At 74.8% G+C, this 22,995-nt stretch carries 22 protein-coding genes; 7 read left to right on the top strand and 15 right to left on the bottom strand.

Annotation, left to right across the window (positions count from 1 at the left end; translation table 11 throughout):
- Positions 1-3: 3 nt before the first annotated feature.
- Genes J0911_RS08310 through J0911_RS08260 form a run of 11 tightly spaced genes read right to left on the bottom strand, consistent with a single transcriptional unit; the run spans position 4 to position 12,089 of the window.
- Positions 4-465, bottom strand: a complete 462-nt coding sequence (locus J0911_RS08310) for a hypothetical protein (protein ID WP_207274990.1) — start codon at positions 463-465, stop codon at positions 4-6.
- Positions 462-1,373: a cytochrome c-type biogenesis protein CcmH gene (locus J0911_RS08305; RefSeq protein ID WP_207274989.1), complete on the bottom strand. Its 912-nt coding sequence runs from the start codon at positions 1,371-1,373 to the stop codon at positions 462-464. Before J0911_RS08305 ends, J0911_RS08310 begins: the two co-directional genes overlap by 4 nt.
- Complete coding sequence (ccsA, locus tag J0911_RS08300; protein ID WP_207274988.1) at positions 1,370-3,796, bottom strand: cytochrome c biogenesis protein CcsA; 2,427 nt, start codon at positions 3,794-3,796, stop codon at positions 1,370-1,372. The genes J0911_RS08305 and ccsA (J0911_RS08300) overlap by 4 nt, the downstream gene beginning before the upstream one ends.
- The gene (locus tag J0911_RS08295; RefSeq protein ID WP_207274987.1) at positions 3,793-4,191 is read right to left on the bottom strand and encodes a cytochrome c maturation protein CcmE; all 399 of its coding nucleotides are present in this window, start codon (positions 4,189-4,191) and stop codon (positions 3,793-3,795) included. Before J0911_RS08295 ends, ccsA (J0911_RS08300) begins: the two co-directional genes overlap by 4 nt.
- Positions 4,188-4,925: a cytochrome c biogenesis protein CcsA gene (gene ccsA / locus J0911_RS08290; RefSeq protein ID WP_207274986.1), complete on the bottom strand. Its 738-nt coding sequence runs from the start codon at positions 4,923-4,925 to the stop codon at positions 4,188-4,190. The genes J0911_RS08295 and ccsA (J0911_RS08290) overlap by 4 nt, the downstream gene beginning before the upstream one ends.
- Positions 4,922-5,299: a hypothetical protein gene (locus J0911_RS08285; protein ID WP_207274985.1), complete on the bottom strand. Its 378-nt coding sequence runs from the start codon at positions 5,297-5,299 to the stop codon at positions 4,922-4,924. Before J0911_RS08285 ends, ccsA (J0911_RS08290) begins: the two co-directional genes overlap by 4 nt.
- A 1-nt stretch (position 5,300) precedes the next feature.
- Complete coding sequence (ctaD, locus tag J0911_RS08280; RefSeq protein ID WP_207274984.1) at positions 5,301-7,832, bottom strand: cytochrome c oxidase subunit I; 2,532 nt, start codon at positions 7,830-7,832, stop codon at positions 5,301-5,303.
- Positions 7,833-7,835: 3 nt separating this feature from the next.
- Complete coding sequence (coxB, locus tag J0911_RS08275) at positions 7,836-8,873, bottom strand: cytochrome c oxidase subunit II (protein WP_207274983.1); 1,038 nt, start codon at positions 8,871-8,873, stop codon at positions 7,836-7,838.
- Entirely contained in the window at positions 8,870-9,331 is a 462-nt protein-coding gene (locus tag J0911_RS08270; RefSeq protein ID WP_207274982.1) for a cupredoxin domain-containing protein, read from the bottom strand. Before J0911_RS08270 ends, coxB begins: the two co-directional genes overlap by 4 nt.
- On the bottom strand, positions 9,328-11,094 hold the full coding sequence (locus tag J0911_RS08265; RefSeq protein ID WP_207274981.1) for a GMC family oxidoreductase: 1,767 nt from the start codon (positions 11,092-11,094) through the stop codon (positions 9,328-9,330). Before J0911_RS08265 ends, J0911_RS08270 begins: the two co-directional genes overlap by 4 nt.
- Before the next feature lie 2 nt (positions 11,095-11,096).
- On the bottom strand, positions 11,097-12,089 hold the full coding sequence (locus tag J0911_RS08260) for a gluconate 2-dehydrogenase subunit 3 family protein (protein WP_207274980.1): 993 nt from the start codon (positions 12,087-12,089) through the stop codon (positions 11,097-11,099).
- A gap of 106 nt (positions 12,090-12,195) precedes the next feature.
- Here J0911_RS08260 and J0911_RS08255 point away from each other — a divergent pair, with 106 nt between their 5' ends.
- The 6 genes from J0911_RS08255 (at position 12,196) to J0911_RS08230 (ending at position 18,442) form a co-directional block, all read left to right on the top strand.
- Positions 12,196-12,639, top strand: coding sequence for a DUF6098 family protein (locus tag J0911_RS08255; protein ID WP_307864982.1), 444 nt, complete (start codon positions 12,196-12,198; stop codon positions 12,637-12,639).
- Positions 12,640-12,740: 101 nt separating this feature from the next.
- Positions 12,741-13,346 carry a flavodoxin family protein gene (locus J0911_RS08250; RefSeq protein ID WP_207274979.1) on the top strand — a complete coding sequence of 202 codons (606 nt, stop codon included), beginning with the start codon at positions 12,741-12,743 and terminating at the stop codon, positions 13,344-13,346.
- A 6-nt stretch (positions 13,347-13,352) separates the two neighbouring features.
- Positions 13,353-14,663: a cytochrome P450 gene (locus J0911_RS08245; protein WP_207274978.1), complete on the top strand. Its 1,311-nt coding sequence runs from the start codon at positions 13,353-13,355 to the stop codon at positions 14,661-14,663.
- Between the two features lie 136 nt (positions 14,664-14,799).
- Positions 14,800-16,569: a thiamine pyrophosphate-requiring protein gene (locus tag J0911_RS08240; RefSeq protein ID WP_207274977.1), complete on the top strand. Its 1,770-nt coding sequence runs from the start codon at positions 14,800-14,802 to the stop codon at positions 16,567-16,569.
- 309 nt (positions 16,570-16,878) lie between these two features.
- Positions 16,879-17,565: a PAS and ANTAR domain-containing protein gene (locus J0911_RS08235; protein WP_207274976.1), complete on the top strand. Its 687-nt coding sequence runs from the start codon at positions 16,879-16,881 to the stop codon at positions 17,563-17,565.
- 28 nt (positions 17,566-17,593) lie between these two features.
- Complete coding sequence (locus J0911_RS08230) at positions 17,594-18,442, top strand: glycosyltransferase family 2 protein (RefSeq protein WP_207274975.1); 849 nt, start codon at positions 17,594-17,596, stop codon at positions 18,440-18,442.
- Between the two features lie 45 nt (positions 18,443-18,487).
- Here the strand turns inward: J0911_RS08230 and J0911_RS08225 are convergent, their stop codons facing one another.
- From J0911_RS08225 to J0911_RS08215, 3 genes are all read right to left on the bottom strand, one after another.
- Positions 18,488-18,712: a CDGSH iron-sulfur domain-containing protein gene (locus J0911_RS08225; protein ID WP_242636465.1), complete on the bottom strand. Its 225-nt coding sequence runs from the start codon at positions 18,710-18,712 to the stop codon at positions 18,488-18,490.
- On the bottom strand, positions 18,709-19,845 hold the full coding sequence (locus tag J0911_RS08220) for an iron-containing redox enzyme family protein (RefSeq protein WP_207274974.1): 1,137 nt from the start codon (positions 19,843-19,845) through the stop codon (positions 18,709-18,711). Before J0911_RS08220 ends, J0911_RS08225 begins: the two co-directional genes overlap by 4 nt.
- A gap of 110 nt (positions 19,846-19,955) precedes the next feature.
- Positions 19,956-20,816: an SDR family oxidoreductase gene (locus J0911_RS08215; protein WP_207274973.1), complete on the bottom strand. Its 861-nt coding sequence runs from the start codon at positions 20,814-20,816 to the stop codon at positions 19,956-19,958.
- 203 nt (positions 20,817-21,019) lie between these two features.
- Between J0911_RS08215 and J0911_RS08210 the strand changes: the two genes are divergently transcribed.
- A complete protein-coding gene (locus J0911_RS08210; protein WP_207274972.1) occupies positions 21,020-22,021 on the top strand; it encodes an NAD-dependent epimerase/dehydratase family protein in 1,002 nt (333 codons plus the stop codon).
- On the opposite strand, the gene J0911_RS08205 is transcribed toward J0911_RS08210, so the two are convergent.
- Complete coding sequence (locus tag J0911_RS08205; RefSeq protein WP_207274971.1) at positions 21,954-22,985, bottom strand: glycosyltransferase family 9 protein; 1,032 nt, start codon at positions 22,983-22,985, stop codon at positions 21,954-21,956. The genes J0911_RS08210 and J0911_RS08205 overlap by 68 nt on opposite strands.
- Positions 22,986-22,995: the final 10 nt, after the last annotated feature.

Raw genomic sequence — 22,995 nt, 5'->3', positions numbered from 1 at the left:
GGGTCACTGTTCCTCCGCGACGTCCAGTTCGGCGCTCATGCCCGCGGCGTGGTGTCCCGACACGCTGCAGTCGAGCTCGAGCGTCTCCCCGGGCACCGTGGTGACGGTGAGCTCGTGTCGTTCGCCCGGGGCGAGGACCGGGGTGCCCCAGGTGCCGCGGCTGCCGCGCACGATGAGGTCGTGGCCGGTCGCGCCCACGTTGGTGACCAGGACGGTGAGCCGTCCGGACGCGGGCACGGCGTCGCCCGTCTCGATGGTCCACTCGGTCAGGCCGACACGCAGCGTGCTGGTGGGGCCGCCGGACGGCGCCGGTGGAGGCGGGTCGGCTGCCGCGGTGCATCCGGTCAGGAGGCCACCGGTCAGGAGGGCGCCGGCCAGGAGGGCGGCCGGGAGGCTCCCGGGCCTGCGCGGCCGGGCGGGGTGAGCCCGGGCGGGATGTCGCCGGGCGTGCCGTGGTGTCCTCATCGGTCGTCCTCCCCGGCGTCCGCGCGCAGGGCGCGGTAGCGCTCCAGGAGGGCCGCCGAGCGGTCGGGGTCGGACTTCTCGATCACGGAACCGAGCAGCAGGAGCGAGGGGGCGTGCCGTGCGTCGATGGTGAGTGTCTCCTCCAGGATCGGGACGGCCTGCGGGGTGGAGCCGGTGCGCGTGAGCGCGAAGGCGTAGCGGTAGCGCAGGTCCGCGTCCAGCGGCCGGAGGCGGACGGCGGCGGCCCACTGCGGGACGGCGGCGGCCTCCTGGCCGGTGTCGTCGAGGCGGTGGGCGAGCGCCGTGCGCAGTTCCACGCGGCCGGGCTGGTCCTCGACGGCACGTTCGAGCACGACGGTGGCGCCGTCGGGCGTGTCGGCCCCGGTGCTGGCGGCGCCCGCCTGGCCGCCGGGTCCGGGGAGCAGGCCGGGTGCGAGCCACCAGACGCCGAGGGCGGCGACGCCCACGGTGGCGGCCGCGGCGCCGAGGGTGCGGCGGAGGCGCCGGGCCGGGCCGCGGTGTCGCCGGGCGAAGGCCGTGGCCGCGGCGGCGACCACGACGAGGGGCACGGCCCAGAGGGTCCAGCCGAGTCCGCGGCGTGGGGGTTCGAGGAGGACGTCGTCGCCGTAGGCGTCGGCGAACCAGGCCCGTACCTGGTCGGGTGAGCGCCCGGCCTGGAGCTGTTCGGCCACGACCAGCCGCATGGACTGCGCCACGGGGGACGTGGAGTCGGCGACGTGCTCGCCGACGCAGGTGGGGCAGCGCAGGGTGCTCGCCACCTCGCGGACCTGCTGGGCCTGGGTGGCAGGCTCCGCGCCGACGAGGGCGACGATCAGGCCGGCGACGGCGATCATGGCCGCGAGCTGGCCGAGCAGGACCGCGGGGCGGGGGCGTCGGGGCGTCGTCATCGGCGCACCTCCGGCACGACGACGGTGTCGATCCACTCCTCGGTCACGGGCCCGGGATGCCGGGCGACGAGGTTGCCGTCCCGGTCGACGAGGTAGGTGGCGGGGAGGCCGCGCAGGCCCCAGGCGACCGACAGCGTGCCGCGCCGGTCCACGACGCTCGGGAAGGAGACGTCGTGCTCGGCGGCGAACCGCCGGGCGGGGCCGGGCAGGTCGCGCACGTTGATGCCGAGCACCTCGAGGCCGTCGTCCTCGTGCCGTTGTGCCGCGTCCTCGAGCAGCGGCAGCTCGTCGCGGCAGGGGGCGCACCACGACGCCCAGGCGGCGACGAGCACGACGGACCCGCGCAGGTCCGCGACGTCGTACCGGCCGCCGTCGAGCCCTTCACCCGCGAGGGGTGGCGCCGGGGACGGCTCGTCCTCGGCAGGGGCGCAGCCGACGAGCCCGGTGACCAGACCGGGGACGATCAGGAGGGTGAGCAGGCGGGCGGATGCCGGCGTGCTCGGTATCCGGTGCAGGCGGACGCGTGGCGTCGTCCGCCGCCGCCCGGGCGCGCCGGCCACGAGCCCGCCCGCGACGGCGAGCGCCGCCGCCGCCCACAGCCAGCCGACCAGTGGGGTGACGGCGAGCCGGACGGTGGCGGCGCCGGAGGCGGGGTCGGCGTCGAGGAGGGTGACGTAGACGTCGTCGACGGCGCCGCCGTGGATGTCCGGTCCGGCGAGCATGGTGGCGTGGTCGGGGTACCAGCGAAGTTCGGGGCGGGCGGTGCCGAGGGGGCGGCCGTCGCGGCCGAGGAGGAGTTCTGCCTCGGCCACGTCGCGGCCGGCGTCGTCGCGCCGGTCGAGGTGGATGAGGGTGGCGGTGGTGTCCCCCGCGGTGAGGGTCTCGCCCGGGGCCAGGACGCCCTCCTGGACGGATCCGTGGCTGCCGGCGACGACGGCGACCGCGCCGAGCGCGACCCCGGTGTGCGCGAGCCAGGAGCCGGCGGTCCGCCGGTCGGGAACCCGTGCCCGGCCGTGGCGCAGGGGTGGTGCGCCGGCGACGACGGTGAACGCGGCGAGGCCGGCGACGGCGGCGAGCACGGGGTCGCGTACGACGACGCCCACGGCGCAGCACGCGGTGGCGCCGGCGGCGGCGGGCACGAGCGGGCGCGGTGGTCGTGGGCGGCCTGCGAGCCAGGGGGCGGCGGCGAGCAGCACGAGGAGCAGCAGGGCGAAGGGCGCGAGGGTGCGCTGGTACCAGGGCGGGCCCACGGAGAACCGTTCGCCGGTGGCCAGGAGGAGCGCGGTGGGCAGCAGGGTGCCGACGGCGACCACGACGAGCACGACGGTGAGGATCGTGCGCTGTGCGTCGAGCGCGGCGCCGCGCAGGCCGTGGCGGGCCGGGCCGCTGCCCGGGAGGCCGGTGGGGGAGCGGCCGCGCACGAGCAGGGCCGCCCACGGCACGGTCACCACGCCGAGCGTGACGGCCAGGGCGGGCCCGAGCGCCGAGGTGGTGAAGGCGTGGACGGACTCCACGATGCCGGACCGGGTGACGAGCTGTGCCAGGACCACGAGGACGAACCCGAGCCCGGCCAGGACGACCGCCCAGGTGCCCCAGTGCCCGCCGCGGGTGCGGGGGCCGACGGTGTGCAGGAGCGCGGTCGACGCGAGCCACGGCAGCAGCGACGCGTTCTCGACGGGGTCCCACGCCCAGTACCCGCCCCAGCCGAGCACGGCGTAGGACCACCACGCGCCGAGGGCGACGCCGGCGGTCAGCAGGATCCACGCCCCGAGGTTCCAGGCGCGGGTGGTGGCGGCCCAGCCGCGCGGCAGCCGGCGTCCGGCGGACGCCGCGACGGACAGCGCGTACGGCACCGCGAGGGCCGCGAACCCGGCGTACAGCAGGGGAGGGTGGACGCCCATCGCGGCGTGGTCGCGCAGGAGCGGGCTCGGCGCGCCACCGGCGCCGGCCGCGGTCGTGAAGGGGGACGCCAGCAGGGAGATCACACCGAACACCGAGACGACGGCGCCGAGGACCGTCAGGACGGCCGCGCGGTGCCGCGGCTCCAGGCGGCGGGTGGTGGCGGTCGCGAGCGCCGCCACGGCGGCGAGCGCGAGGAGCCACAGGAGCAGCGAGCCCTCCAGTGCGGACCACATCGCGGTGGCGCGGTAGTAGGCCGGCATGTCGGGGGCGGTCACGCGGCTCACGTACGGCAGCGCGTCGCTCCCGCGCAGCAGGGCGGCCTCGAGGTGTGCGGTGGCGGCCGCGGCGGCGACGGCGCTCAGGACGAGTGCCCGCGGGCCGAGCCGGGCGGCGTGCCCGAGGACGTGGCCGGTGCGGGCGGCCGGGGCCCGTGCCGTGATGCCGCACCCGGCGGCTCCGGCGAGCGCCGCGGTGAGCGTGAGGACGAGCAGTGCGGTGCCGGCGAGCATGGCGCCGGTCATGGTGTCTCCTCCGGTGGCCGGTACTCGTTCGAGTGGCGGAGCAGCACGGCACGCGCGTGCAGCACGTGTCCGTCGAGCCGGCCCTCGACGACGGCGCCCTCGCCCTCGCGGACGGTGGCCGGGAGCGCGCCGGCGTAGTGCACGGTCACGTCGGTGGCGCCGTCGGTCAGCACGAACGAGGAGCCGGCGGCTTCCTCGGTGAGGGTGCCGGGCACCACCAGGCCGCCGAGCCGGACGTCGTCGTGCGGCGGGCCGGCGGCCGCGACCTCGCTGGGCGTGCCCCAGTAGGTGAGCCCGTCGCGCATCGCGGACGTCAGCAGGAGGGCCAGGCCCAGGCAGGCGACGGCGAGAACCAGCCAGGCGCGCGGGCGTCCGCGCGGGACCGCGAGCCTCATGGTGTCGCCTGCGGGCGCGGGGCGGGTGCGGTGGCTGCGGGGCGCGCGGGCACGACGGCGTCGTGCGGGGCGCCCGACCGTACCCGGGTGAGGAGGGCCGCCGCGGTCAGCAGGGTGCACGCCAGGACGCACACGCCGAGCGTCCAGGCCATGACCGGGGCGATCGGCGCGCCCGCGCCGGGTGCGAGCAGGGTGGGCGGCTGATGGAGGGTGCGCCACCACACCACCGACAGGTGCACCACCGGCACCATGAGGAAGCCGAGTACGCCGACGAGGCCGGCGGCGCGCCGGGCGCGGCGGGTCGTGGCCAGGGCGAGCGTGGCGAGGAAGGCGACGTGGACGAGTCCCATGGCGACCGTGGTGGTCACGCGGGCGTCCCACACCCACCAGGTGCCCCAGGTCTGCGCGCCCCAGATGCTGCCGGTCAGCAGGGTGAGGGCGGTGAGTGCCACGCCCGTCTCGGCGGCGGCGCGGGCGACGGCGCGTGGCCGTGCGGCGTCGTGCCGGACGACCGGCAGGCACGCGACCAGGACGACGGCGAAGCACAGGTAGGCCGACCACGCCGCTGGGACGTGCAGGTACATCCAGCGCTGGGCCTCGCCCTGGACGGCGTCGGGCGGTGCGACCACGAGGGCGAGGACGAGGGCGACGGCGGTGGTGACACCGGCCGCGGCGGTGAGCGCCTGGCGGGGGCGCGGGCCGGGCGCGGCGGGCCGGTCGGGACGTGTTCTCATGCGCACACCTCCAGGACGAGCGGGTTGACGGCGATCATGACGATCCCGCCCGCGAACGCGAGGGAGAGGATCATGCCGAGAACGCCGAGGAAGCCGGGCAGCGGCGAGTGCTCGGTACTGGCGTGCCGGTACGCCTGCCAGGCCACGACACCGGCGGCCAGGGTCAGCGCCAGCAGGACGACGTCGAGCCCGACGACGACGGCGCCGATGGCGGTAGCGGGCGGTACCCGGCCGGCGCTCGTGTACGCGGAGCAGGCGAAGTCCTGGACGACGTAGGACAGGCCGAGGGCGGCCAGCCATGCGGCGGGCGGGACGAGCACGGCGGTGACGGCCGCGCGGACGGTGCGCGGGCGGGCGGCGGGGACGGCGGTCACGTCAGACCACCGCCACGGGGACGAGGTCGGTGGCCGCCCACGCGATCGCCCACACGACGAGCACGCCGGTCCAGAGCATCGCGCTGTTCTGCAGCATGATCCGGGGGCGGACGTCGCGGGCGTGCGTCAGGCGCGCCACCACGGCGCAGCCGGTGATGCCGAGGCCGAGCACGATCGCCAGGGCCTGTGTCCCGAGGAGTGTCAGGACGCCGGAGTCGTAGGCGTGCGCCGTCGGGTCGAGGTCCGACGTGACCCACTGGGCCACCGTGAGCGCCAGGGCGGCCGTTCCGGCCAGGCCGGCCGTCGCGGTGGCGGCGAGGTGGACGCCGCGTGCCTCGGACGCGGCGGCGTGGTCCAGGGGACCGTGGCGCGACCCCCACCACGCCGCGGCGACGGCCAGGGCGAGAGCGACGCCCGTTCCCGCCGACAGCCATGGCCGCCCGAGGGTCTCTCCCGCGGGCCAGACGGGCGCGTTCACCTCCAGGAACAGCAGGCTGAAGGCGACGGTCGCGACGGCGACGACGAGCACGACCGCGGCGGCGGTCGCGCCCCACCAGCCGGGGGAGCGGGGGCCGGGCGCCTCGACGGGGTACCGGCCGCCCACGGGTTCCCTGGCTTCCCCCGCGCCCAGTTCCCGTTCGTTCTGCAGTTCCCACGCCACGAATCCCGCAACGATGACCAGCACGCTCGCGGCCACGACCCAGACGCTTCCGACGAGCAGGCCGACGGCGACCAGGGCGAGCCCACCGGCGGTGACGAGGGGCCAGAGGCTCGGGCGGGCCTGGACGGCCGCGGTGCCCGGGCGGGCCGCCAGGACGGTGGTGAAGGGTGTGGCGCGCACGTTCTGCGGGGCGTGGTCGAACGCGGCGGCCATCCCGTCGAGCTCCGGGTCCTGCGGCGGCGGGTTCCACAGCGGCGCCCGGCTGCCGACCACCGGTATCCGGCCGAAGTTCGGGGACGACGGCGGCGAGTCGGCGGCCCACTCGAGGGAGTCGGCCCCCCACGGGTTGGGTCCCGACCGCTCTCCGCGGCGCAGGGCGACCAGCAGGGTCGTGGCGGCCAGCACGAAGCCGGCGGCGAGCACGAACGCGCCGACGGTGGACAACAGGTTCAGCAGGCCGACGCCGAGCGTGGCGTCGTAGGTGAACACCCGGCGCGGCATGCCCCACAGCCCGGTCAGGTGCATCGGGAAGAACGTGAGGTGGAAGCCGGCGAACGTGAGCCAGAAGCTCACCGTGCCGAGCCGGGCCGACGGGATGCGGCCCGTGAACTTGGGCCACCAGTGGAACAGTCCCGCCATGACGGGGAACAGCATGCCGCCGATCAGCACGTAGTGGAAGTGGGCCACGACGAAGTAGGAGTCGTGCGCCTGGGCGTCGAACGGGGCGGAGGCGACCATGACCCCGGTGATCCCGCCCGCCACGAACGTGAACAGGAAGCCGAGGGAGAACAGCATCGGCACGGTCAGCCGCGGCCGGCCCGACCACAGGGTGGTGATCCACGCGACCACCTGCACGCCGGAGGCCACGCTGATCGACATGCTCGCGGCGGTGAAGAACGACAGCGTCACCGGTGGCAGCCCGGTCGTGTACATGTGGTGCACCCACAGGCCCAGGCTCATGATCGCGGTCACCACCACGGCGGCGACCACGAACGGGTAGCCCACCAGCCGGTGCCGGGAGTGCACCGGCACCACCTGGCTGATGATGGCGGCGCCCGGCAGGAACATCACGTAGACCTCCGGGTGCCCGAAGATCCAGAACAGGTGCTGCCACAGCAGCGGGTCGCCACCGCGTTCGACGTCGAAGAACGCGGTGCCGGCGTTGCGGTCCAGCTCCAGCAGCATGGAACCGACCAGCAGGGGCACGAAGGCCAGGATGATCATCGCCGCGACGCACAGCATGGTCCACGCGAAGATCGGCATCCGGTCCAGCGACATGCCGGGCGCGCGCATGCCGAGGACGACCACGATCATCTCGATCGCCGCGCCGATCGCGGCGAGCTCGGCCAGCGCCAGGCCGAACAGCCAGATGTCCATGGCCTTGTCGGCGAACTCGGGGCCGGACAGCGGCACGTAGGCGAACCAGCCGGCGTCGGGCACCATCCCGACGAGGAAGCTGCTGTACAGGATGATGCCGGCGAACAGGTAGCACCAGTAGTTGAACGTGTTGTAGCGGGCGAACGGCATGTCGCGGGCGCCGAGCATCAGCGGCAGCAGGTACGCGGCCAGCCCTTCCAGGAACGGCACGGCGAAGAGGAACATCATCGTCGTGCCGTGCATGGTGAACAGCTCGTTGTACGTCTGCGCGGACAGCACCTGCTGCTCGGGCTGGGCCAGCTGCACCCGCATGAACAGCGCCTGGATACCACCGACGAAGAAGAAGACGGCCGCCGTCACCATGTAGCGCGTGCCGACCGACTTGTGCTGCACGGAGGTCAGCGCCCGCCGCCAGCCGCGCGGCCTGGCCCAGACCTCCTCGAAGCGGGACCTGTCCTCGGCGGTGGGGCGGGTCTCCTGGTCGGTCGTCGTCACGTGCTACTCCAGGCTCTCCAGGTAGGTGATCAGGGCGTCGAGCTCGTCGTCGTCCAGCTCGGTGCCGGGCATGGCGTTACCGGGCTTCACGTCCTGCGGCTCGGTGATCCAGCGGGCGAGGCTCTCCCGGTCGTTGGGCAGGACGCCGGCGCCGATCGCCTGCCGGCTCGCCAGGTGCGTCAGGTCCGGTCCGAGGGTGCCTCGCGCCTCCGTACCGGCGATCGTGTGGCAGTACACGCAGGACGACGACATGAAGATCTCGCGGCCCGCCGCCACCTCCGTGTCCGGGCCGGCGCCCGGCCCGTCGTCGCCGCCGGTCTCGTCGCCGCCCGGCTGGTCGTCGCCGTCGTCGACGCGGTCGGGGGACCGCGCCGGCCGCGCCTGCGCCTCCAGCCAGCCGGCGTACTCGGGCGCGTCGTGGGCCACCACGACGAACCGCATCCAGGCGTGCTGCAGGCCGCAGTACTCGGCGCACCGCCCCCAGTACGTGCCGGGTTCGTCCGCGTGGAGCGTCAGGACGTTCGTCCGGCCCGGGACGAGGTCCACCTTGCCGGCGAGCTGCGGCACCCAGAAACTGTGGATCACGTCGTCGCTGGTCAGTTCGATGCGCACGTCCTGGCCGGTGGGGATGTGGATCTCGTTGGCCGTCTCGACGTCGTGGTCCGGGTAGCGCACCTCCCACCAGAACTGGCGGCCGTCGACCTCGACGACGACCGGTGCCCGCGACGCGTCGGTGGCGGCACCGGTGTCGCGCAGCGTCAGCACCGAGTCGGCCATGATGCCGAGGATGATCAGCGCCGGCGCCACGCCGCCGAGGAACGCGACCACGAGATGGCCCCTTCCCGGCTCGTCGCCGGGGACGTCGTCGTCCCGCTCCTCCCGTTCCGCCCGGCGGCGGCGCAGCACCGCGACGAGCATCGCCGTCACGACGACCAGCCACACCACCGAGCCGACGACCAGGAGCAGCTGCCAGTGACTGTCGACGCGGTCGGCGACGTCGCCGGCGGGCGGGAACATGGACCGGATCCGGGCGTCGATCATGAGGCCTCCTCCACCAGGATCGTGGCGACCGCGCGCGTGCCGCCGTCGGCCGGGACCGCCTCGACCACGTACTCGCCCGGCACGTCGAGCCGTCTCGCGTGGGCGGCCCCCGCCACGAGACGGCCCGAGTCGACGGGTTCCGCTCCCGCCGGGACGGCGACGCCGTCACCGTCGCCGAGCACGGCGGACACGATCCGCTGCGGGCGGCCGGAGTCGTTGACGAAGCGCACCTCCGCGCCCGCGGCGGTCTCGAGGCGCACCGGGTCGAACCCCGAGGCGCGGAGCCGCAGCTCCACGGGTGGCGGCCCGCCGGCGTCGGCGCATCCGGTCAGGACCGCCGCGGCGACGACGAGCGACGCCGCCGCCCGGACGAGCGTGCCGGCCGCCGTGCGAGGCCGGCTCGCCGTGCGGCCTCGCGTCCGGGCGGACGGCGTCGCGGGGGCGGCGGGGCGGGTCACAGCAGCTCCCCGGGTGCGGAGAAGTAGCGGTCGCGGATCGCCTCGGCGGTGCGCAGGGCCAGCGCCCCCACCGTGCCGCTCGGGTTCGCGCCGGGGTTCTGCGGGTAGAGGGCCGCCCCGGTGACGAACACGTTGGGCGTGTCCCACACCTGCCCGTAGCTGTTGGTCACGCTCTCGCCGGGGTCCCGGCCCATGATCGCCCCGCCCGTGGGGTGGGTGCTCTGGTACTGGTCGATCCGGTAGGAGCCCAGCTCGGGGCTCACGGTCACCCGGTCGGGGTTCATCGCCCGCAGCACCTCCTCGCACCGGGCGGCGAGGAAGCGGTACATGTTCCGCTCGTTCTCCCGCCAGTCGAAGGTGATGCGCAGCATCGGAACCCCCCACGCGTCCTTGTACGTGGGGTCGAGGTCCAGGAAGTTTCCGGCGTAGGCCGGGCTGTCCCCCTGGATGTTCACCGAGCCCACCCGGTCCCAGGAACGGCCCAGCATCGACTTCCACTCCGCGCCCCACTGCCGGTCGGTGAACCCGCTCAGGAGCGACATCGACGAGCTGATCGGCTCGCGCTGCCCGGCCTGGCCCGAGATGGCCGCACCGCCCAGGAAGTCGAGGTCCGAGTGGTCGAAGTTGTCGGCGTTGTAGTCGTAGATCTGCGCGTTCGTGCAGCCGTTGCCCATGTAGAAGTTGAACGTCTCGTCCTCCCACAGGCCCTTCGCCGGCGACTGGATGATCTGGTACGTGTAGTTGCGTCCCACCTGCCCCCGGTCGTTCCCGATGCCGTCCGGGTGCGCGTCACCGCGGGACAGGAGCAGCATCCGGACGTTCTCCAGGGTGAACGCCGAACAGACCACCACCTCGGCGGGCTGCACGTGTTCCTCGCCGGCGGAGTCCACGTACCGCACGCCGGTGGCCCTCCCGTCGTCGGCCGTCTCGATGCGCAGCACCCGGCAGCCCGTGCGCACGTCGTACCGTCCGGTGTCGAGCGCCGGGGGCAGCCACGTCGTCAGAGGGCTCGTCTTGGCTCCCACCTCGCAGCCGTACCGGGTGCAGAAGCCGCAGTACAGGCAGCCCGCACGGGTGTTGCCGTACGGATCGGTGTACCCCTGCGACAGGATGCCCGCCGGCGTCGGGAAGGGGTGCAGGTCCAGTCCCTCGCAGGCACCGGCGAACAGCCGGCCGAACTTGCTGCGCGCGAGCGGCGGGTTCGGGTAGGGGCGGCGGCGGTGGCCCTCGAACGGGTTGCCCCCGGCCAGGATCTGCCCGCCCAGGTTGCCGGCCCGGCCGGAGACGCCCATGTCGTACTCCAGCTGGTCGTAGTAGGGCTCCAGCTCCTCGTAGCCGATCGGCCAGTCCTGAGTGGTCATCTCGTCCGGGATGCGGTCGGCGCCGTACCTCTCCTCGTTGAGACTGCGGTAGCGGAAGTCGTCCGGCAGGAACCGCCACATCACGGCCGTCCAGTGCACCATCGAGCCGCCCAGGCCCTCGCCCGGGTGGAAGCTGCCGAACTGCCGGTAGGGGAGTGCCGGTGAGCGCGCGTCGGGCCGCCACGTCCACGTGGTCTGCGAGAGGTCCTGCATCATCGCGTAGCGGTTGCGGAAGCGCAGCGAGTCGTGGTTGTGCGCGAAGTCCGGGTAGGTCCACTGGGCGGGCCCCTGCTCGAGCGACACCATCCGCAGCGACGTGGGCGGCAGGATCTGCGAGGCGAGGATCGAGGCGGACATGCCCCCACCGATCGTCACGATGTCCACGGGGTCGTGACGCCGCATCCTCAGCCCTCCCCGGAGCCGGTGCGGGGCCGCTCGAGGGCCTGCCTGCCGCCGCCGGGACGGTCGGGGTTCATCACGGGCAGCTCGTGCATCGGGCGCGGCTGCTTGTCCGTGCCGTGCAGCATCTCCTGCGGCGAGTACGAGCGCTGCGCGCCGGGCCAGCCGATCAGCTGCCAGCCGGCCAGGTTCCGGTTCCCGCCGTAGACCGGGTCCGCGAACATCCCCTCGATCATGTCCTCGCGCACCATGGCGAAGAAGCCGCCCGGGTCCACCGCGCCGAACACCTCACCGGCCTGGTCCAGCACGGTGTCGCTCGTCGGGACCGTGTCCCCCTCGCCGCGCCGCCCGTGGTCCTCCAGGACCACGAGGATCCCGTCCCGGCGCTCCGGGGCCAGATCGGCGAAGAGGCGCCCGAACCGTGTCTGCGCGTACCGGTCCAGTGCGGCCAGGCCGAGCCGGTACACGTCCTGCGGCGGCCGGCTGTCCTGGTAGCCGTACCGGTAGAGCTGGTCCGCGGCGACCGGGACCTGGTCGCGCTCCACCTCGTCCGGGGACTCCTCGTAGGCGCTCGCGAAGGGGCCGTGGGTGTAGGTGGGCTCGGCGTACGTGGCGTCGGCGAGCTTGCCGTCGATGTATCTCGCCACCCCCATCTGCACGGCGCCCGGGTCGCCGTCGTCGCCGGGCGCGAGCCGGGCCAGGACCGCCTCGAGCAGGCGCGCCTCCTCGTCGGTGAGGAACCGGAACTCGTCCGGTGCCTCCTCCGGCGGCAGCGGCGGGCGTTCGGGCTGGTGGACGTCGTCGTCGCCGGGACGGCCGCGCGTCGCGACGCCACCGGGCGAGTCCGGCGTGCAGCCCGCGAGCGCCGTCCCGCCGACCAGCCCGGCGCCGCTGATCAGCGAGAGCGACCGGAGCACCGACCGCCGGGTCACCGCCGCCCGGGGTTGGGTGGCCGGGTCGTCCCCGGTCTCGTCGGGCCTCGTCTCGGGGGCGGTCACGGGATCACCTCGCGGTGGGTCGGGGCGCAGGGCGTGGGAGCATCTCGACGCTAACAACGTGGCCCGCACTCGCAAGCGTGCGGCGAGGCGGGCTAGCGTGGACGGCGTGAACGGCGAACCGCGAAGGTTGCTCATGCCGCCGGGAGCGCCGCTTCTCGGCTCCCTCGGCGAGCTCGCCGAACTGGTCGAGGCGCTGCCCGCGGTGTACGTGCGGTTCAGCGCCGGCCCGGAGGCGGACCGCACGATCGTGAGCCGGGACCACGAGAGCGGCTGCGTGCTGCCGGGCCTGAGCGTCAACCCGATGACGCCCGAGCCGTGGTGGACCCGGCCCGTGGAGCACTGGGCGGCGCGGCAGCTGTGCCAGTACGCGCACCTCATGGTGGACGGCCGTCTGCCGTGGCTGCTGTCCGGGCGGGTGGCCGGGCGCGGCCCGGACTGCGAGCCGCTGCTCGTCGACGTCGTACCCGTCGCGGCGATCCGCCCGGCCGTGGTGGAGGAGGCGGGCGCGGTCTACCGGCGCGTCTTCCGCCCGGGCGCGGATGGCACGTGACGGCGCCCGGGCGCTGCCGGACTCGTTGACGCGCGACCCCCGCGTTATGGTGGCAGTGGTCGAGAAGCGGCTGTCGCCACACCGTCCCGACGAGGTGTTCCATGAAGGCGCTGTTCCTCAGCTGCACGCTCAAGCCGTCCCCCGAACCGTCCAACACCGAGGCGCTGGCCCGGGTCGTCGCCGCCGATCTGGAGGATCGCGGGGTGGCCGTCGAGCACGTCCGCCTCGCCGACCTGAACGTGCCGCCGGGGGTCGTGACCGACCTGGGCGGTGACGACGAGTGGCCCGGGGTGCACGAGCGGCTCCTGGACGCGCAGATCCTGGTCGTGGTCAGCCCGACGTGGCTGGGGCGGCCGTCGTCCATCGCCCAGCGCATGCTCGAACGGATGGACGCGATGCTCACCGAGAAGCGCTCCGACGGCACGCCCGTGGCCTACAACCGGGTGGCGGGGGTGGTGGTGACCGGCAACGAGGACGGCGCGCACCACGTCATCTCCGAGATCAACGGGGCTCTCGCCGACATCGGCTACACCATCCCCGGCCAGGCCTGGACGTACTGGAACCAGGGACCGGGGCCGGGCGCGGAGTACCCGCAGACCGAGCACGGGCACGAGTGGTCGCACGGGACCGGCCGGCTGATGGCGCACAACCTCCACGCCGTCGCCTCGGCGCTGGCGGCACATCCCGTCCCCGCGCCCACCGTCTGACCGGCCATGCCCAGCACCCCGGTCGACCTGAAGCCTGCCGAACGTCTGCGCGTGGCGGCCTCCGTGCTGCTGCCGCTCGTCGCGCAGGGAGCGATCATCCGCCGCCCCCGCGCCACGGCCTGGGCCGAGCGGCACCAGACGGACCGCCGGGCCCGTGCCGTCCTGGCCGGCCTGCGCGACCGGTACGGGGACGCCCCGCTCGTCCTGCCGGTGGGCCGGCGCCGTCTCGTCGTGGTGACGCAGCCCCGTGACGTGCGGCGCCTTCTGGAGGGCACGCCCGCCCCCTTCACGCCGGCCTCCTTCGAGAAGCGCGGCGCGCTCGCGCACTTCCAGCCCGACGGCGTCCTCATCTCCTCGGCTGCCGCCCGCGCGGTGCTGCGGCCCGTGAACGAGGCGGCGCTCCAGGCCGGCCGTCCCGTGCACGACGACGGGCAGGGGTTCGTCCGGGCGACCGCCGCGGCCATGGACGGTCTGGTCGACCGGGCCCGTCCGGCCGGGCAGTTCGACGCCGCGGGCTTCACCGACGCCTGGTGGGAGCTCGTCCTGGAGATCGTGCTGGGCCCCGCGGCGCGCACGGACCGGCGGATCATCGATCTTCTCGACCGGCTGCGCCGGGACGGGAACTGGTCGTGGTTCCGGCCCCGCCGGCCGTGGCTGCGTCGCGAGCTGGAGCGCCGCATCGCGGCACACCTGGACACGCCCGCGCCGGGATCATTGGCGGCCCGCCTGCGGCCCGCCGGCCTCGCCGTCGCCGTCAGCCAGGTGCCGCACTGGCTGTTCGCGTTCGACGCCGCCGCGGCCGCGACCCTGCGGGCGCTCGCGGTCGCCTCGGCGCGGCCCGAGGTCCGTGACCGGTTGCGCGCCGAGGCGGCGCAGGCCGGGCCGGGCCCGGCGCCGCTGCCCTACGCGCGCGCGTGCGTGCTGGAGTCGCTGCGCCTGTGGCCGACGACGCTCGCGGTGCTGCGCGACGCGACGCGCCCCATCGTCTGGGGCCGGCGCATGCTGCCGGCGGGGACGGGGTTCGTGATCGTCAGCGCGTTCTTCCACCGGGACCCGGGGCGGCTCGCACACGCCGACCGGTTCGTGCCCGACGCCTGGATCGACGGGCGGCACGACGCGGACGCCCGCATGGTGCCGTTCAGCGGCGGACCGGCCGCCTGCCCCGCCCGGAACCTCGTCCTGCTGGTCGCCTCCCACGCGTTGAGCCGGCTGTCGGGCCACGACCCGCGCGTCGAACGCGGGCGGTTCCTGCGGCACGACCCGCTGCCGTGCACGATGGACCACCTCGCCCTGCGCTTCGGTATCGGCGCAGGGTAGCCGCCGTGGGGCGGGAGCGCCCGCGCGTGGCGAGTGCCCGGCACCCTGCCCATACTGGCGGCAGGGCGCTTCCCGGTGGAGCCCACGCCGGGACGTGGGCCCGCCGTCCGCGGACGGGAGACAACGAGGAGAGCGCATGAGCTCCACCATCGCGGCCGATCACATCGTCGACCGGCTGGTCGACTGGGACGTGCGACGGGTCTTCGGCTACCCGGGCGACGGCGTCGACCCGATCCTGGGGGCCCTGCACCGGCAGGAGGACCGGATCGAGCTGGTCACGGCCCGTCACGAGGAGATGGCCGCCTTCATGGCCGGCGGCCACGCGAAGTACGGGGGAGGCGTCGGCGTGTGCCTGGCGACGCAGGGCCCCGGCGCCGTCCACCTGCTCGCCGGCCTGTACGACGCGAAGCTGGACCGCCGGCCGGTCGTGGCGATCGTGGGGCAGGTGACGAGCACGGCGCTGGGGTCGGGATACCAGCAGGAGGTCGACCTGCACACCCTGTTCAAGGACGTCTGTGCGCAGTACCTGCAGACGGTGTCGTCGCCGCAGCAGCTGCCGCACGTGCTGGACAACGCGTTCCGCACGGCCCTGGCCACGTCCAGCCCCACCTGCGTGATCATCCCGCACGACGTCCAGACGGCCGAGTCGGCCGCGCAGGAGGACCACGGGCACGGCATCGTGCCGACGTCCACGGCCTACGCGCGCGGCCGTGCCCTGCCGGGCTCGGACCAGCTGCGGGCGGCCGCCGACCTGCTCGCCGACGGGCGGCGGGTCGCGGTGCTGGCGGGCCAGGGTGCGGCGGGCGCCGAACGGCAGCTGCGCGACGTCGTCGAGCGGCTCGGCGCCGGGCTGACCACCTCCCTGCTGGGCAAGCCCCTGCTCGACGAGTCCCTGCCGTACCACTGCGGGGTCATGGGACATCTGGGCACCACGGCTTCGGCCGACCTGATGAACGGCTGCGACACGCTGCTGATCGTGGGGAGCAACGATCCGTGGACGGAGTTCTACCCGCGGCCGGACCAGGCCCGGGCCGTGCAGATCGACGTCACGGCCCGCAACATCGGCACCAAGTTCCCCGTCGACGTGGCGCTCGTCGGCGACGCCGCCGCCACGCTGGACGCCCTCCTGCCCCTGCTGCCGGACGAACCGGGATGGCGGCCGGACGTGGAACGCGCCGTCGCCGACTGGCACGACGTCGCGCGGAGGCGCCTCGCGGAGGAACCCGACAGGCTCAACCCGCAGTTCCTCGTCGGCGAGCTGTCCGGCCATCTGCCGGCGGACGCGCAGGTGGCCGTGGACGTCGGATCCGTCACGTACTGGTACGCGCGCTTCCTGCGGCTGCCCGACGGCGTACCGGCGCACCTGTCGAGCACGTTCGCCTCCATGGGTTCCGCCATGCCGTACGGGATCGCGGCCAAGCTGCTGCACCCCGACCGCCCCGTGGTCGCCCTCGCGGGTGACGGGGCGATGCAGATGAACGGGCTGTCGGAGCTCATCACCGTGGCCGACCGGTGGCAGGACTGGCCCGACCCGCGGTTCGTCGTCGTCGTCCTGAACAACGGCGACCTGGCCGAGGTCAGCTGGGAGCAGCGCGAGATGGAGGGCGAGCCCCGGTTCCCGGCCTCCCAGGCCGTGCCGTCGTTCCCGTACGCCGCCTACGCGGAGCTGCTGGGCCTGCGGGGCCTGCGCGTCGAGCGGCCCGAGCAGGTCGGTGAGGTCTGGTCCATGGCGCTGAGCGCCGACCGGCCGGTGCTGGTCGAGGCGCTCGTCGACCCCGACGTCCCGCTCCTGCCGCCACGTCAGCCGGAGGAGAAGGTCGCGCGGACCGCCGACGCCCTGGACCAGGAGAGCGACGGCGACCAGGCCCGGGGCCTGCTGCGGGAACAGCGGGCCGGGGAGCGGTGAGCCGTCGCCCGGAGCGGCCCCGCCGGGCCGCTCCGGGCGACGTCACGGGGTCGCGCTGCCGGGCATCGCGCGAACCGCGCAGGGCGAGACCGCAGCCGCCGCCGCAGCCGCCGCAGCAGCAGCGCGGGCGATGTGGTGTGCCGCCTCGGCACCGAGGGCTCACGATCGGCGCACCATATACTCGTCGCCCTATGTTCCTTCACCCGGGAGTCAAGCCGCGCTGGATCGGATACGCTCGTTGTGTCGCGGGTGTCGTACCCTTCTGTCCGGTCATGTAGGCCATTCACGAAATTCATCCCAGGAGGAATCGTGACCTCTGTACAGCCTTCGGGCGGTTCTCCACTCGAGGGGAAGGTCGAACAGGCGCTCGACGGGGGGACTCGCCCCCCGGTCGGACGCTACCGTCTCGATCTCGCCACGGGGGAGTGGGCGTGGTCGGACGAGGTCTATCTGATGCACGGCTTCGAGCCGGGCGAGATCGTGCCGACGACACCGCTCATGCTTTCCCACAAGCACCCCGACGACCGCGGGCGGGTCGACGGCGTGCTGCGCCGGGCCGCGGAGACGGGGCAGACGTTCAGCTCCGTGCACCGCATCCGTGACGCCCATGGTTCGACGCGCACCCTGGCCGTCACGGGACAGGGCCGGCGTGACCCTGCCACCGGCCGGGTCACGGAACTCATCGGGTACTTCATCGACGTCACCGACTCCCACCGCGCGGCGGCGCAGCGGGACGCCACGGCGTCCATCAAGGCGTCGGCGGAGCACCGCGCCGTGATCGAGCAGGCCAAGGGCATGCTGATGGCGGTCTACGGCGTGGAGGAGCTGGAGGCGTTCGAGCTGTTGCGAGAGGCGTCGAACCGGACGAACATCGCCGTGCGAGACCTCGCGGACAGGCTGGTGGAGCTGATCGCCGGGCCCGACGTCACGGTGTTCCCGACCCGCGAGGCGATCGACGCGTTCCTGAAGGACCCGGAGGTGCCGGTCGACAGCTGAACCGCACGCGAGAGCGAGGAGGACCGTCATGGAGCCCGAGGACGACCGCGTGACCGTCGTGGTCGCGACGAGGAACCGCCAGGACGACCTCCTCGCCTCGCTGCCGCGGCACCGAGCCCCGGTCATCCTGGTGGACAACGCATCGACCGACGCCAGTCCCGACGCGGTGGCCGCGGCCCGGCCCGACGCGGCCGTGATCCGGCTGCCGCGCAACCTCGGCGCCATGGCCCGGACCGTCGGCGTGGAGGCGGCGACCACGCCGTTCGTCGCGTTCGCCGACGACGACTCGTGGTGGGCCTCGGGGGCTCTGCGCGAGGCGGCCCGCACCCTGGCGGCGCACCCGCGCCTCGGGCTGGTGTGCGCCCGGATCCTCGTCGGGCCCGAGGAACGCACCGACCCGATCAGCGCCGCGATGGCCCGCTCGCCCCTGCCGCGCGACCCGCGGCTGCCCGGGGAGCCGCTCCTGGGCTTCGTGGCGTGCGCCGCGATGGTGCGCCGGAGCGCCTTCCTCGCCGTGGGCGGGTTCGACCCGGTGGTGCGGTTCCCGGGCGAGGAGGAGCGTCTCGCGCTCGACCTCGCCGCCGCCGGCTGGGCGATGAGCTACCTGGACGACGTCGTGGTGCACCACCATCCGTCGCCGAGCAGGCACTCGCCCGACCGGCGACGGCGCGGGATCGCGCGCGCCGCGACGCTCAGCGCGCTGATGCGCCTGCCGTGGCGCGACGCGGTGGGGGAGATCCGCCGGGTGGCGGCCATGAGCCCCAGCCACCGGGCCGGCGTGCTGCACGGGCTCCGGGAGGCGCCGGCCGCCCTGCGACGGCGCCGCCCGGTCCCGGCCGACGTGATGGCGCTGCGGGCGCTGCTCGCGCCGTGGTGAACGCCCGGTCCCGCAGCGCCGCCGGGCGCCGCAACCGCGCCGGTGTCACGTCTCGCTGCGGTAGCCGTTCACCTTGTGCGTCCCGTCGCACCACGGCGGGATGGCCGTGCCGCCGCAGCGGCACAGTGCCACCGTCGCGCGGTGCCGTGGCACGTCCTGGCCACGGTCGTCGACGATCCGTACCGGGCCGCGAAGCAGCAGCGGGCCGTCGGGGCAGGCCGCCAGGGTCACCTCGTCGTCGTGCCGGGGCATCTCGTCGTGGGCCCTCATGTCTCCTCCGGATCGTCGAGCGGCGCCCGCAGGGCCGAGCGGCCCTCCTTCCAGCGCGTGAGCGTGTGGGCGGCGGCGTCCCCCTCCACGGCCAGGCACACGGCGGCCCCGAACAGGACGTCGTCGCGCAGCCCGGGCTCCTGCTCGACGAGCCGTCCCGCGAGGTCACGGGCCGCGATCTGCTCGTGCACGGCGTCGGCCTCCACGTGCTCGTCGAAGTAGAGCGTCGTGTCCGCGTCGTACCCGAGCCGGCGGAAGCCGTCGCCGTAGAGGCGGCTGGGGATCGGGGAGGTCATCTCGTACGCCGCCAGATGGCCGACGATCGCTCCCCGGAGCCTGCGGTGCAGCCCCAGGAGCGACATCGTGTTCAGCGCGGCCAGGACGGGTACGGGCGCGACGTCGACGTACCGGCCGTACCGGTCGTCGAGCCCCGCGCCGCGCAGCGTCCGCGCGAACAGTTCCGCGTGCGTGCGGCCCGCCCGTCCGCCGCCGTACTCGTCGGCCTGGATCTCCACGAGTGCCGACTTCGGCGCGCCGGCCAGGCGGGGCAGGGCCCACGAGTGCGGGTCCGCCTCCCGCAGCTGGTACAGCGACCGCAGCGCCAGCCACTCGCGCGCCTGCTCCCGGTCGGCGCGCCGGGCCAGGTAGCGGGCCAGCGCCGGGCCGCCGTCGTCGGCCACGAACTCGAACAGGCGGCGGGCGAAGCCGGCCGCGTCGGACTCCGTGGCGACCGGCTGCCCTGCCCGCCGGCGCAGGGCCGCCTCGAACGGCACCTCCAGGACACGCCGTGCGGACAGCAGTCCCGGCTCCCACTCCCAGGCGTCGTCGACGCCCTCGACGCCGCGGTGGTGCAGTTCGTACAGGACCGCGAGCGCCAGCTGCGTGTCGTCGTCCCGCAAGGGGTCGGCGGCGGCGTCGGCCGCTTCCTCGGCGGCCCGCAGCAGCGGTGACGCCCAGGGGTCCGCGGACCCGGCCGGCGGGCCTGCCGTCAGGGTGGTCAGCAGCAGTGCGCTCAACGGTCCGCGGGGCCGCGGGACCGGGAGCCGGGCGGCGGCCCCCTGCGGGGCGGAGCCGCGCGGCAAGGCCCCGTTCGTCGGGCCGGAGCTGGTTTCTCGTACCGGAAGGGAGGACATGTCGGGCTCCTCGGTGTTGTCGCGCCGGTGGATCCACTGTCGCCACCGGCTGGGTCACTCGCACGCGGGAGGGCCGTCCGGGCGGCGGACGGTGCGGCCCCGCTCCGGGGTCAGAAGACGGGATGTCCGCCGGTCACGCCGAGCACCGTGCCGGACACGTAGGACGCCGTGCGGGGCGAGGCGAGGAACACGAAGGCGGGTGCGACCTCGGCAGGCTGAGCGGCGCGGCCCAGCGGCGTGTCGGCACCGAACGCCGGGATCTTCTCGGCCGGCTGGGTCGCGGGTTGCAGGGGCGTCCAGACCGGCCCGGGCACGACGGCGTTCACCCGGATGCCGCGTGGCCCGAGCTCCGCGGCGAGGTTCACGGTGACGTTGTTGATCGCCGCCTTGGTGGCGGCGTAGTCGAGGAGGGTGCCGGACGGCCGGTACGCCTGGATCGAGGAGGTGTTGATGATCGCCCCGCCGCGCTCCAGGTACTTCAGCGCCGACTGGGTGACCCAGAACAGCGCGTACAGGTTGGTCTTGAGCACCCGGTCCAGCTCCTCGGTGGTCATGTCCTCCACCGAGCCACGGCGGGCCATCTGGTGGCCGGCGTTGTTCACCAGCACGTCGAGGCCGCCCAGTTCGCCGGCCGCGCGGTGCACGACGCCGCGGGCGGTCGCCTCGTCGCGCAGGTCTCCCGGCAGCAGCGCGCACCGGCGTCCCGCCTCGTGCACCCACCGGGCCGTCGTGCGCGCGTCCTGCTCCTCCTCGGGCAGGTAGGACAGGGCGACGTCGCAGCCCTCGCGGGCGAACGCGATGGCGACGGCCCGCCCGATGCCGGAGTCGCCGCCCGTCACCAGGGCCCGGCGGCCGGTGAGCTGTTCCGTGCCGACGTAGTCGGCCTCGCCGCAGTCCGGCTCGGGCGTCATCGCGTCGGTGGCGCCCGGCGGGCTCTGCCGCTGGGCGGGGAAGTGCTGGTCCTGGCTCATGCCGTCCTCCGTCGTCGGGCGTTCTCGATCGACGTGCCGGCCTCTGCTCGACCTTTCCTCAGGCTAACCGGGGCGCCGCCCGGTCGCAGGGACCTCGTTCCGGCGCGCCTGCCGTCCAGCTTCTGCGAGTGGGCGTGGAGCGGTGCACCGTAGGGGAAGTGGTCGAGAACAGGCTGCCGGAGCCGCCGGCGAAAGGACGACCGATGAGCAGCCAGACGTACTTCCCGCGGGTGTCCGTGACACGGGCCGTCGTCACGGGTGGGGCAGGATTTGTCGGGAGCAGGCTCTGCGAGGCGCTCGTCGACTCGGGTGCCGAGGTCGTGTGCGTGGACAACCTCCTGACCGGAGCCATCGAGAACCTCGGTGCCCTGCGCGGACGCGGCGCCCTGCGGTTCGTCCGGTCCGACATCGCGGAGGACGGCTTCACGTCGCCCGCCGTGCGCGCCGCCCTGCGACCCGGCGTCGACCTCGTCATGCACCTGGCCTCCCCGGCCTCGCCCGTCGACTACCTGGAACACCCGCTGGAGACGCTCGACGTGGGGTCGCGCGGCACCCGCGCCGCGCTCGACCTGGCCCAGGAGCACGGCGCGCGTCTCGTGCTCGCCTCCACGTCCGAGGTCTACGGCGACCCGCAGGTGCATCCGCAGCGCGAGGAGTACTGGGGCAACGTGAGCAGCGTCGGGCCGCGCAGCGTCTACGACGAGTCCAAGCGGTTCGCCGAGGCGCTCGTGTCGGGCTACCGCCGCACCCTCGGCACGGACACCGGCATCGTGCGCATCTTCAACACCTACGGGCCCCGGATGCGGGAGCACGACGGCCGCGTCGTGCCCACGTTCATCCGCCAGGCGCTCGCCGGCGAGCCGCTCACCGTGGCGGGGGACGGGTCGCAGACCCGTTCGCTCTGCTACGTCGACGACATGGTGGCGGGCCTGCTGGCCTTTGCCCGCAGCGGCCACCCCGGCCCGATGAACCTGGGTAACCCGCACGAGCTCACGGTCCGCCGGATCGCCGAGGACGTGATCGACGCGACGGGGTCTCGCTCACGGATCGACCACATCGAGCGGCCGGTCGACGACCCGGGGATGCGGTGCCCCGACATCACCCTGGCCCGGACGGAGCTGGGCTGGGAGCCGGGCGTCACGTGGCCGGACGGGCTGTCCCGGACGGTGGGGTGGTTCCGGCGGCGGGGGCAGGAGGCCGCCTGAGCGCCGCCTCGCACGCGGCCAGCACCTCCTCGGCCGTCACCTGGGCGAGCGCGGGGTCGAGACGCTCGGCGTTCGCGTCCCGGGGTGGCGCCCCCGGCTCGCCGTGCCAGACCACGAGGTGCCGCGACCGGTCGATCGCCGGGCCCCAGAGATCGGGCGGGGTGGGCCCGAACAACGTGACCGACGGCGTGCCGTAGGCCGTCGCGAGGTGGGCGACCCCGGTGTCGGAGCTGACCACCAGGTGCGCGCGTGACACGAGCCCCGCCAGCGCGGGCAGGTCGAGCCGCCCCGAGTCGTCCCGCACCCCGTCGGCGGGCCCTGCCGCGCGCACACGCCGGCAGAGCCGCTGCTCCGCGCGGGAGCCCGTCAGCGTGACGTCGCAGTCCTGCGCCACCAGCGCCCTGACGACCTGCGCCCAGCGGGGGGCGGGCCAGCGCCGGGCCCCGGCGGACGCACCCGGGTGGACGACCACCCGGGTGCGTCCGGCGTCCGGGCCGTCGTGCGCGTCCGGCGCGTCGGCCGCGCCGAGGCGGAGATCCTCCGGACCGCAGCGGCCGCCCACACCGCTCACCAGGCGGCACCAGCGCAGTACCTCGTGCTCGTGCTCGTCCCATGCCGGGCCAGGATGCCCTGCGGCCGGGCTGGCGAAGGCGATCAGGGCGTCCGGCCGCGTCGCCTGCAGCACGCGGTGGCTCTGCGGCCCGCTGCCGTGCAGGTTCACGGCGAGGCATCCGGGTGCGTCCTGGGCGCCGCCCGGCCCGCTCCACGGCCAGGGCAGCCGTGTCAGCCCGGGCGTGGGGAGCACCGCGTCCACCACGCCGAGGTCGGTCAGCCACTGGCCGACCGGCTGGGGCGCGGCGAGCACCAGCCGGTGCCCGGGCCACGCCCGCCGCACCCCGCGCAGTGCCGCCACGCCCGTCAGCGCGTCACCCAGCCCCAGCGCCCGCAGCGCCAGGACGGTCACGACCGGCCCC

The organism is Myceligenerans salitolerans, from assembly GCF_017349295.1.
GTDB lineage: Bacteria > Actinomycetota > Actinomycetes > Actinomycetales > Cellulomonadaceae > Myceligenerans > Myceligenerans salitolerans.
Note: the sequence above shows the minus strand (reverse complement) of the source record. Positions and strands in the feature narration are given on the sequence as shown.

What these genes read in the sequence shown, in the direction of transcription:
- ccsA (WP_207274986.1), bottom strand. Translation starts at nt 4,925, where the DNA reads ATGAGAACACGTCCCGACCGGCCCGCCGCGCCCGGCCCGCGCCCCCGC.
- J0911_RS08295 (WP_207274987.1), bottom strand. Translation starts at nt 4,191, where the DNA reads ATGAGGCTCGCGGTCCCGCGCGGACGCCCGCGCGCCTGGCTGGTTCTC.
- J0911_RS08225 (WP_242636465.1), bottom strand. Translation starts at nt 18,712, where the DNA reads ATGAGGGCCCACGACGAGATGCCCCGGCACGACGACGAGGTGACCCTG.
- J0911_RS08265 (WP_207274981.1), bottom strand. Translation starts at nt 11,094, where the DNA reads ATGCGGCGTCACGACCCCGTGGACATCGTGACGATCGGTGGGGGCATG.
- coxB (WP_207274983.1), bottom strand. Translation starts at nt 8,873, where the DNA reads ATGATCGACGCCCGGATCCGGTCCATGTTCCCGCCCGCCGGCGACGTC.
- ccsA (WP_207274988.1), bottom strand. Translation starts at nt 3,796, where the DNA reads ATGACCGGCGCCATGCTCGCCGGCACCGCACTGCTCGTCCTCACGCTC.
- J0911_RS08220 (WP_207274974.1), bottom strand. Translation starts at nt 19,845, where the DNA reads ATGTCCTCCCTTCCGGTACGAGAAACCAGCTCCGGCCCGACGAACGGG.
- J0911_RS08250 (WP_207274979.1), top strand. Translation starts at nt 12,741, where the DNA reads ATGAAGGCGCTGTTCCTCAGCTGCACGCTCAAGCCGTCCCCCGAACCG.
- J0911_RS08230 (WP_207274975.1), top strand. Translation starts at nt 17,594, where the DNA reads ATGGAGCCCGAGGACGACCGCGTGACCGTCGTGGTCGCGACGAGGAAC.
- J0911_RS08245 (WP_207274978.1), top strand. Translation starts at nt 13,353, where the DNA reads ATGCCCAGCACCCCGGTCGACCTGAAGCCTGCCGAACGTCTGCGCGTG.
- J0911_RS08215 (WP_207274973.1), bottom strand. Translation starts at nt 20,816, where the DNA reads ATGAGCCAGGACCAGCACTTCCCCGCCCAGCGGCAGAGCCCGCCGGGC.
- J0911_RS08240 (WP_207274977.1), top strand. Translation starts at nt 14,800, where the DNA reads ATGAGCTCCACCATCGCGGCCGATCACATCGTCGACCGGCTGGTCGAC.
- J0911_RS08210 (WP_207274972.1), top strand. Translation starts at nt 21,020, where the DNA reads ATGAGCAGCCAGACGTACTTCCCGCGGGTGTCCGTGACACGGGCCGTC.
- J0911_RS08310 (WP_207274990.1), bottom strand. Translation starts at nt 465, where the DNA reads ATGAGGACACCACGGCACGCCCGGCGACATCCCGCCCGGGCTCACCCC.
- J0911_RS08305 (WP_207274989.1), bottom strand. Translation starts at nt 1,373, where the DNA reads ATGACGACGCCCCGACGCCCCCGCCCCGCGGTCCTGCTCGGCCAGCTC.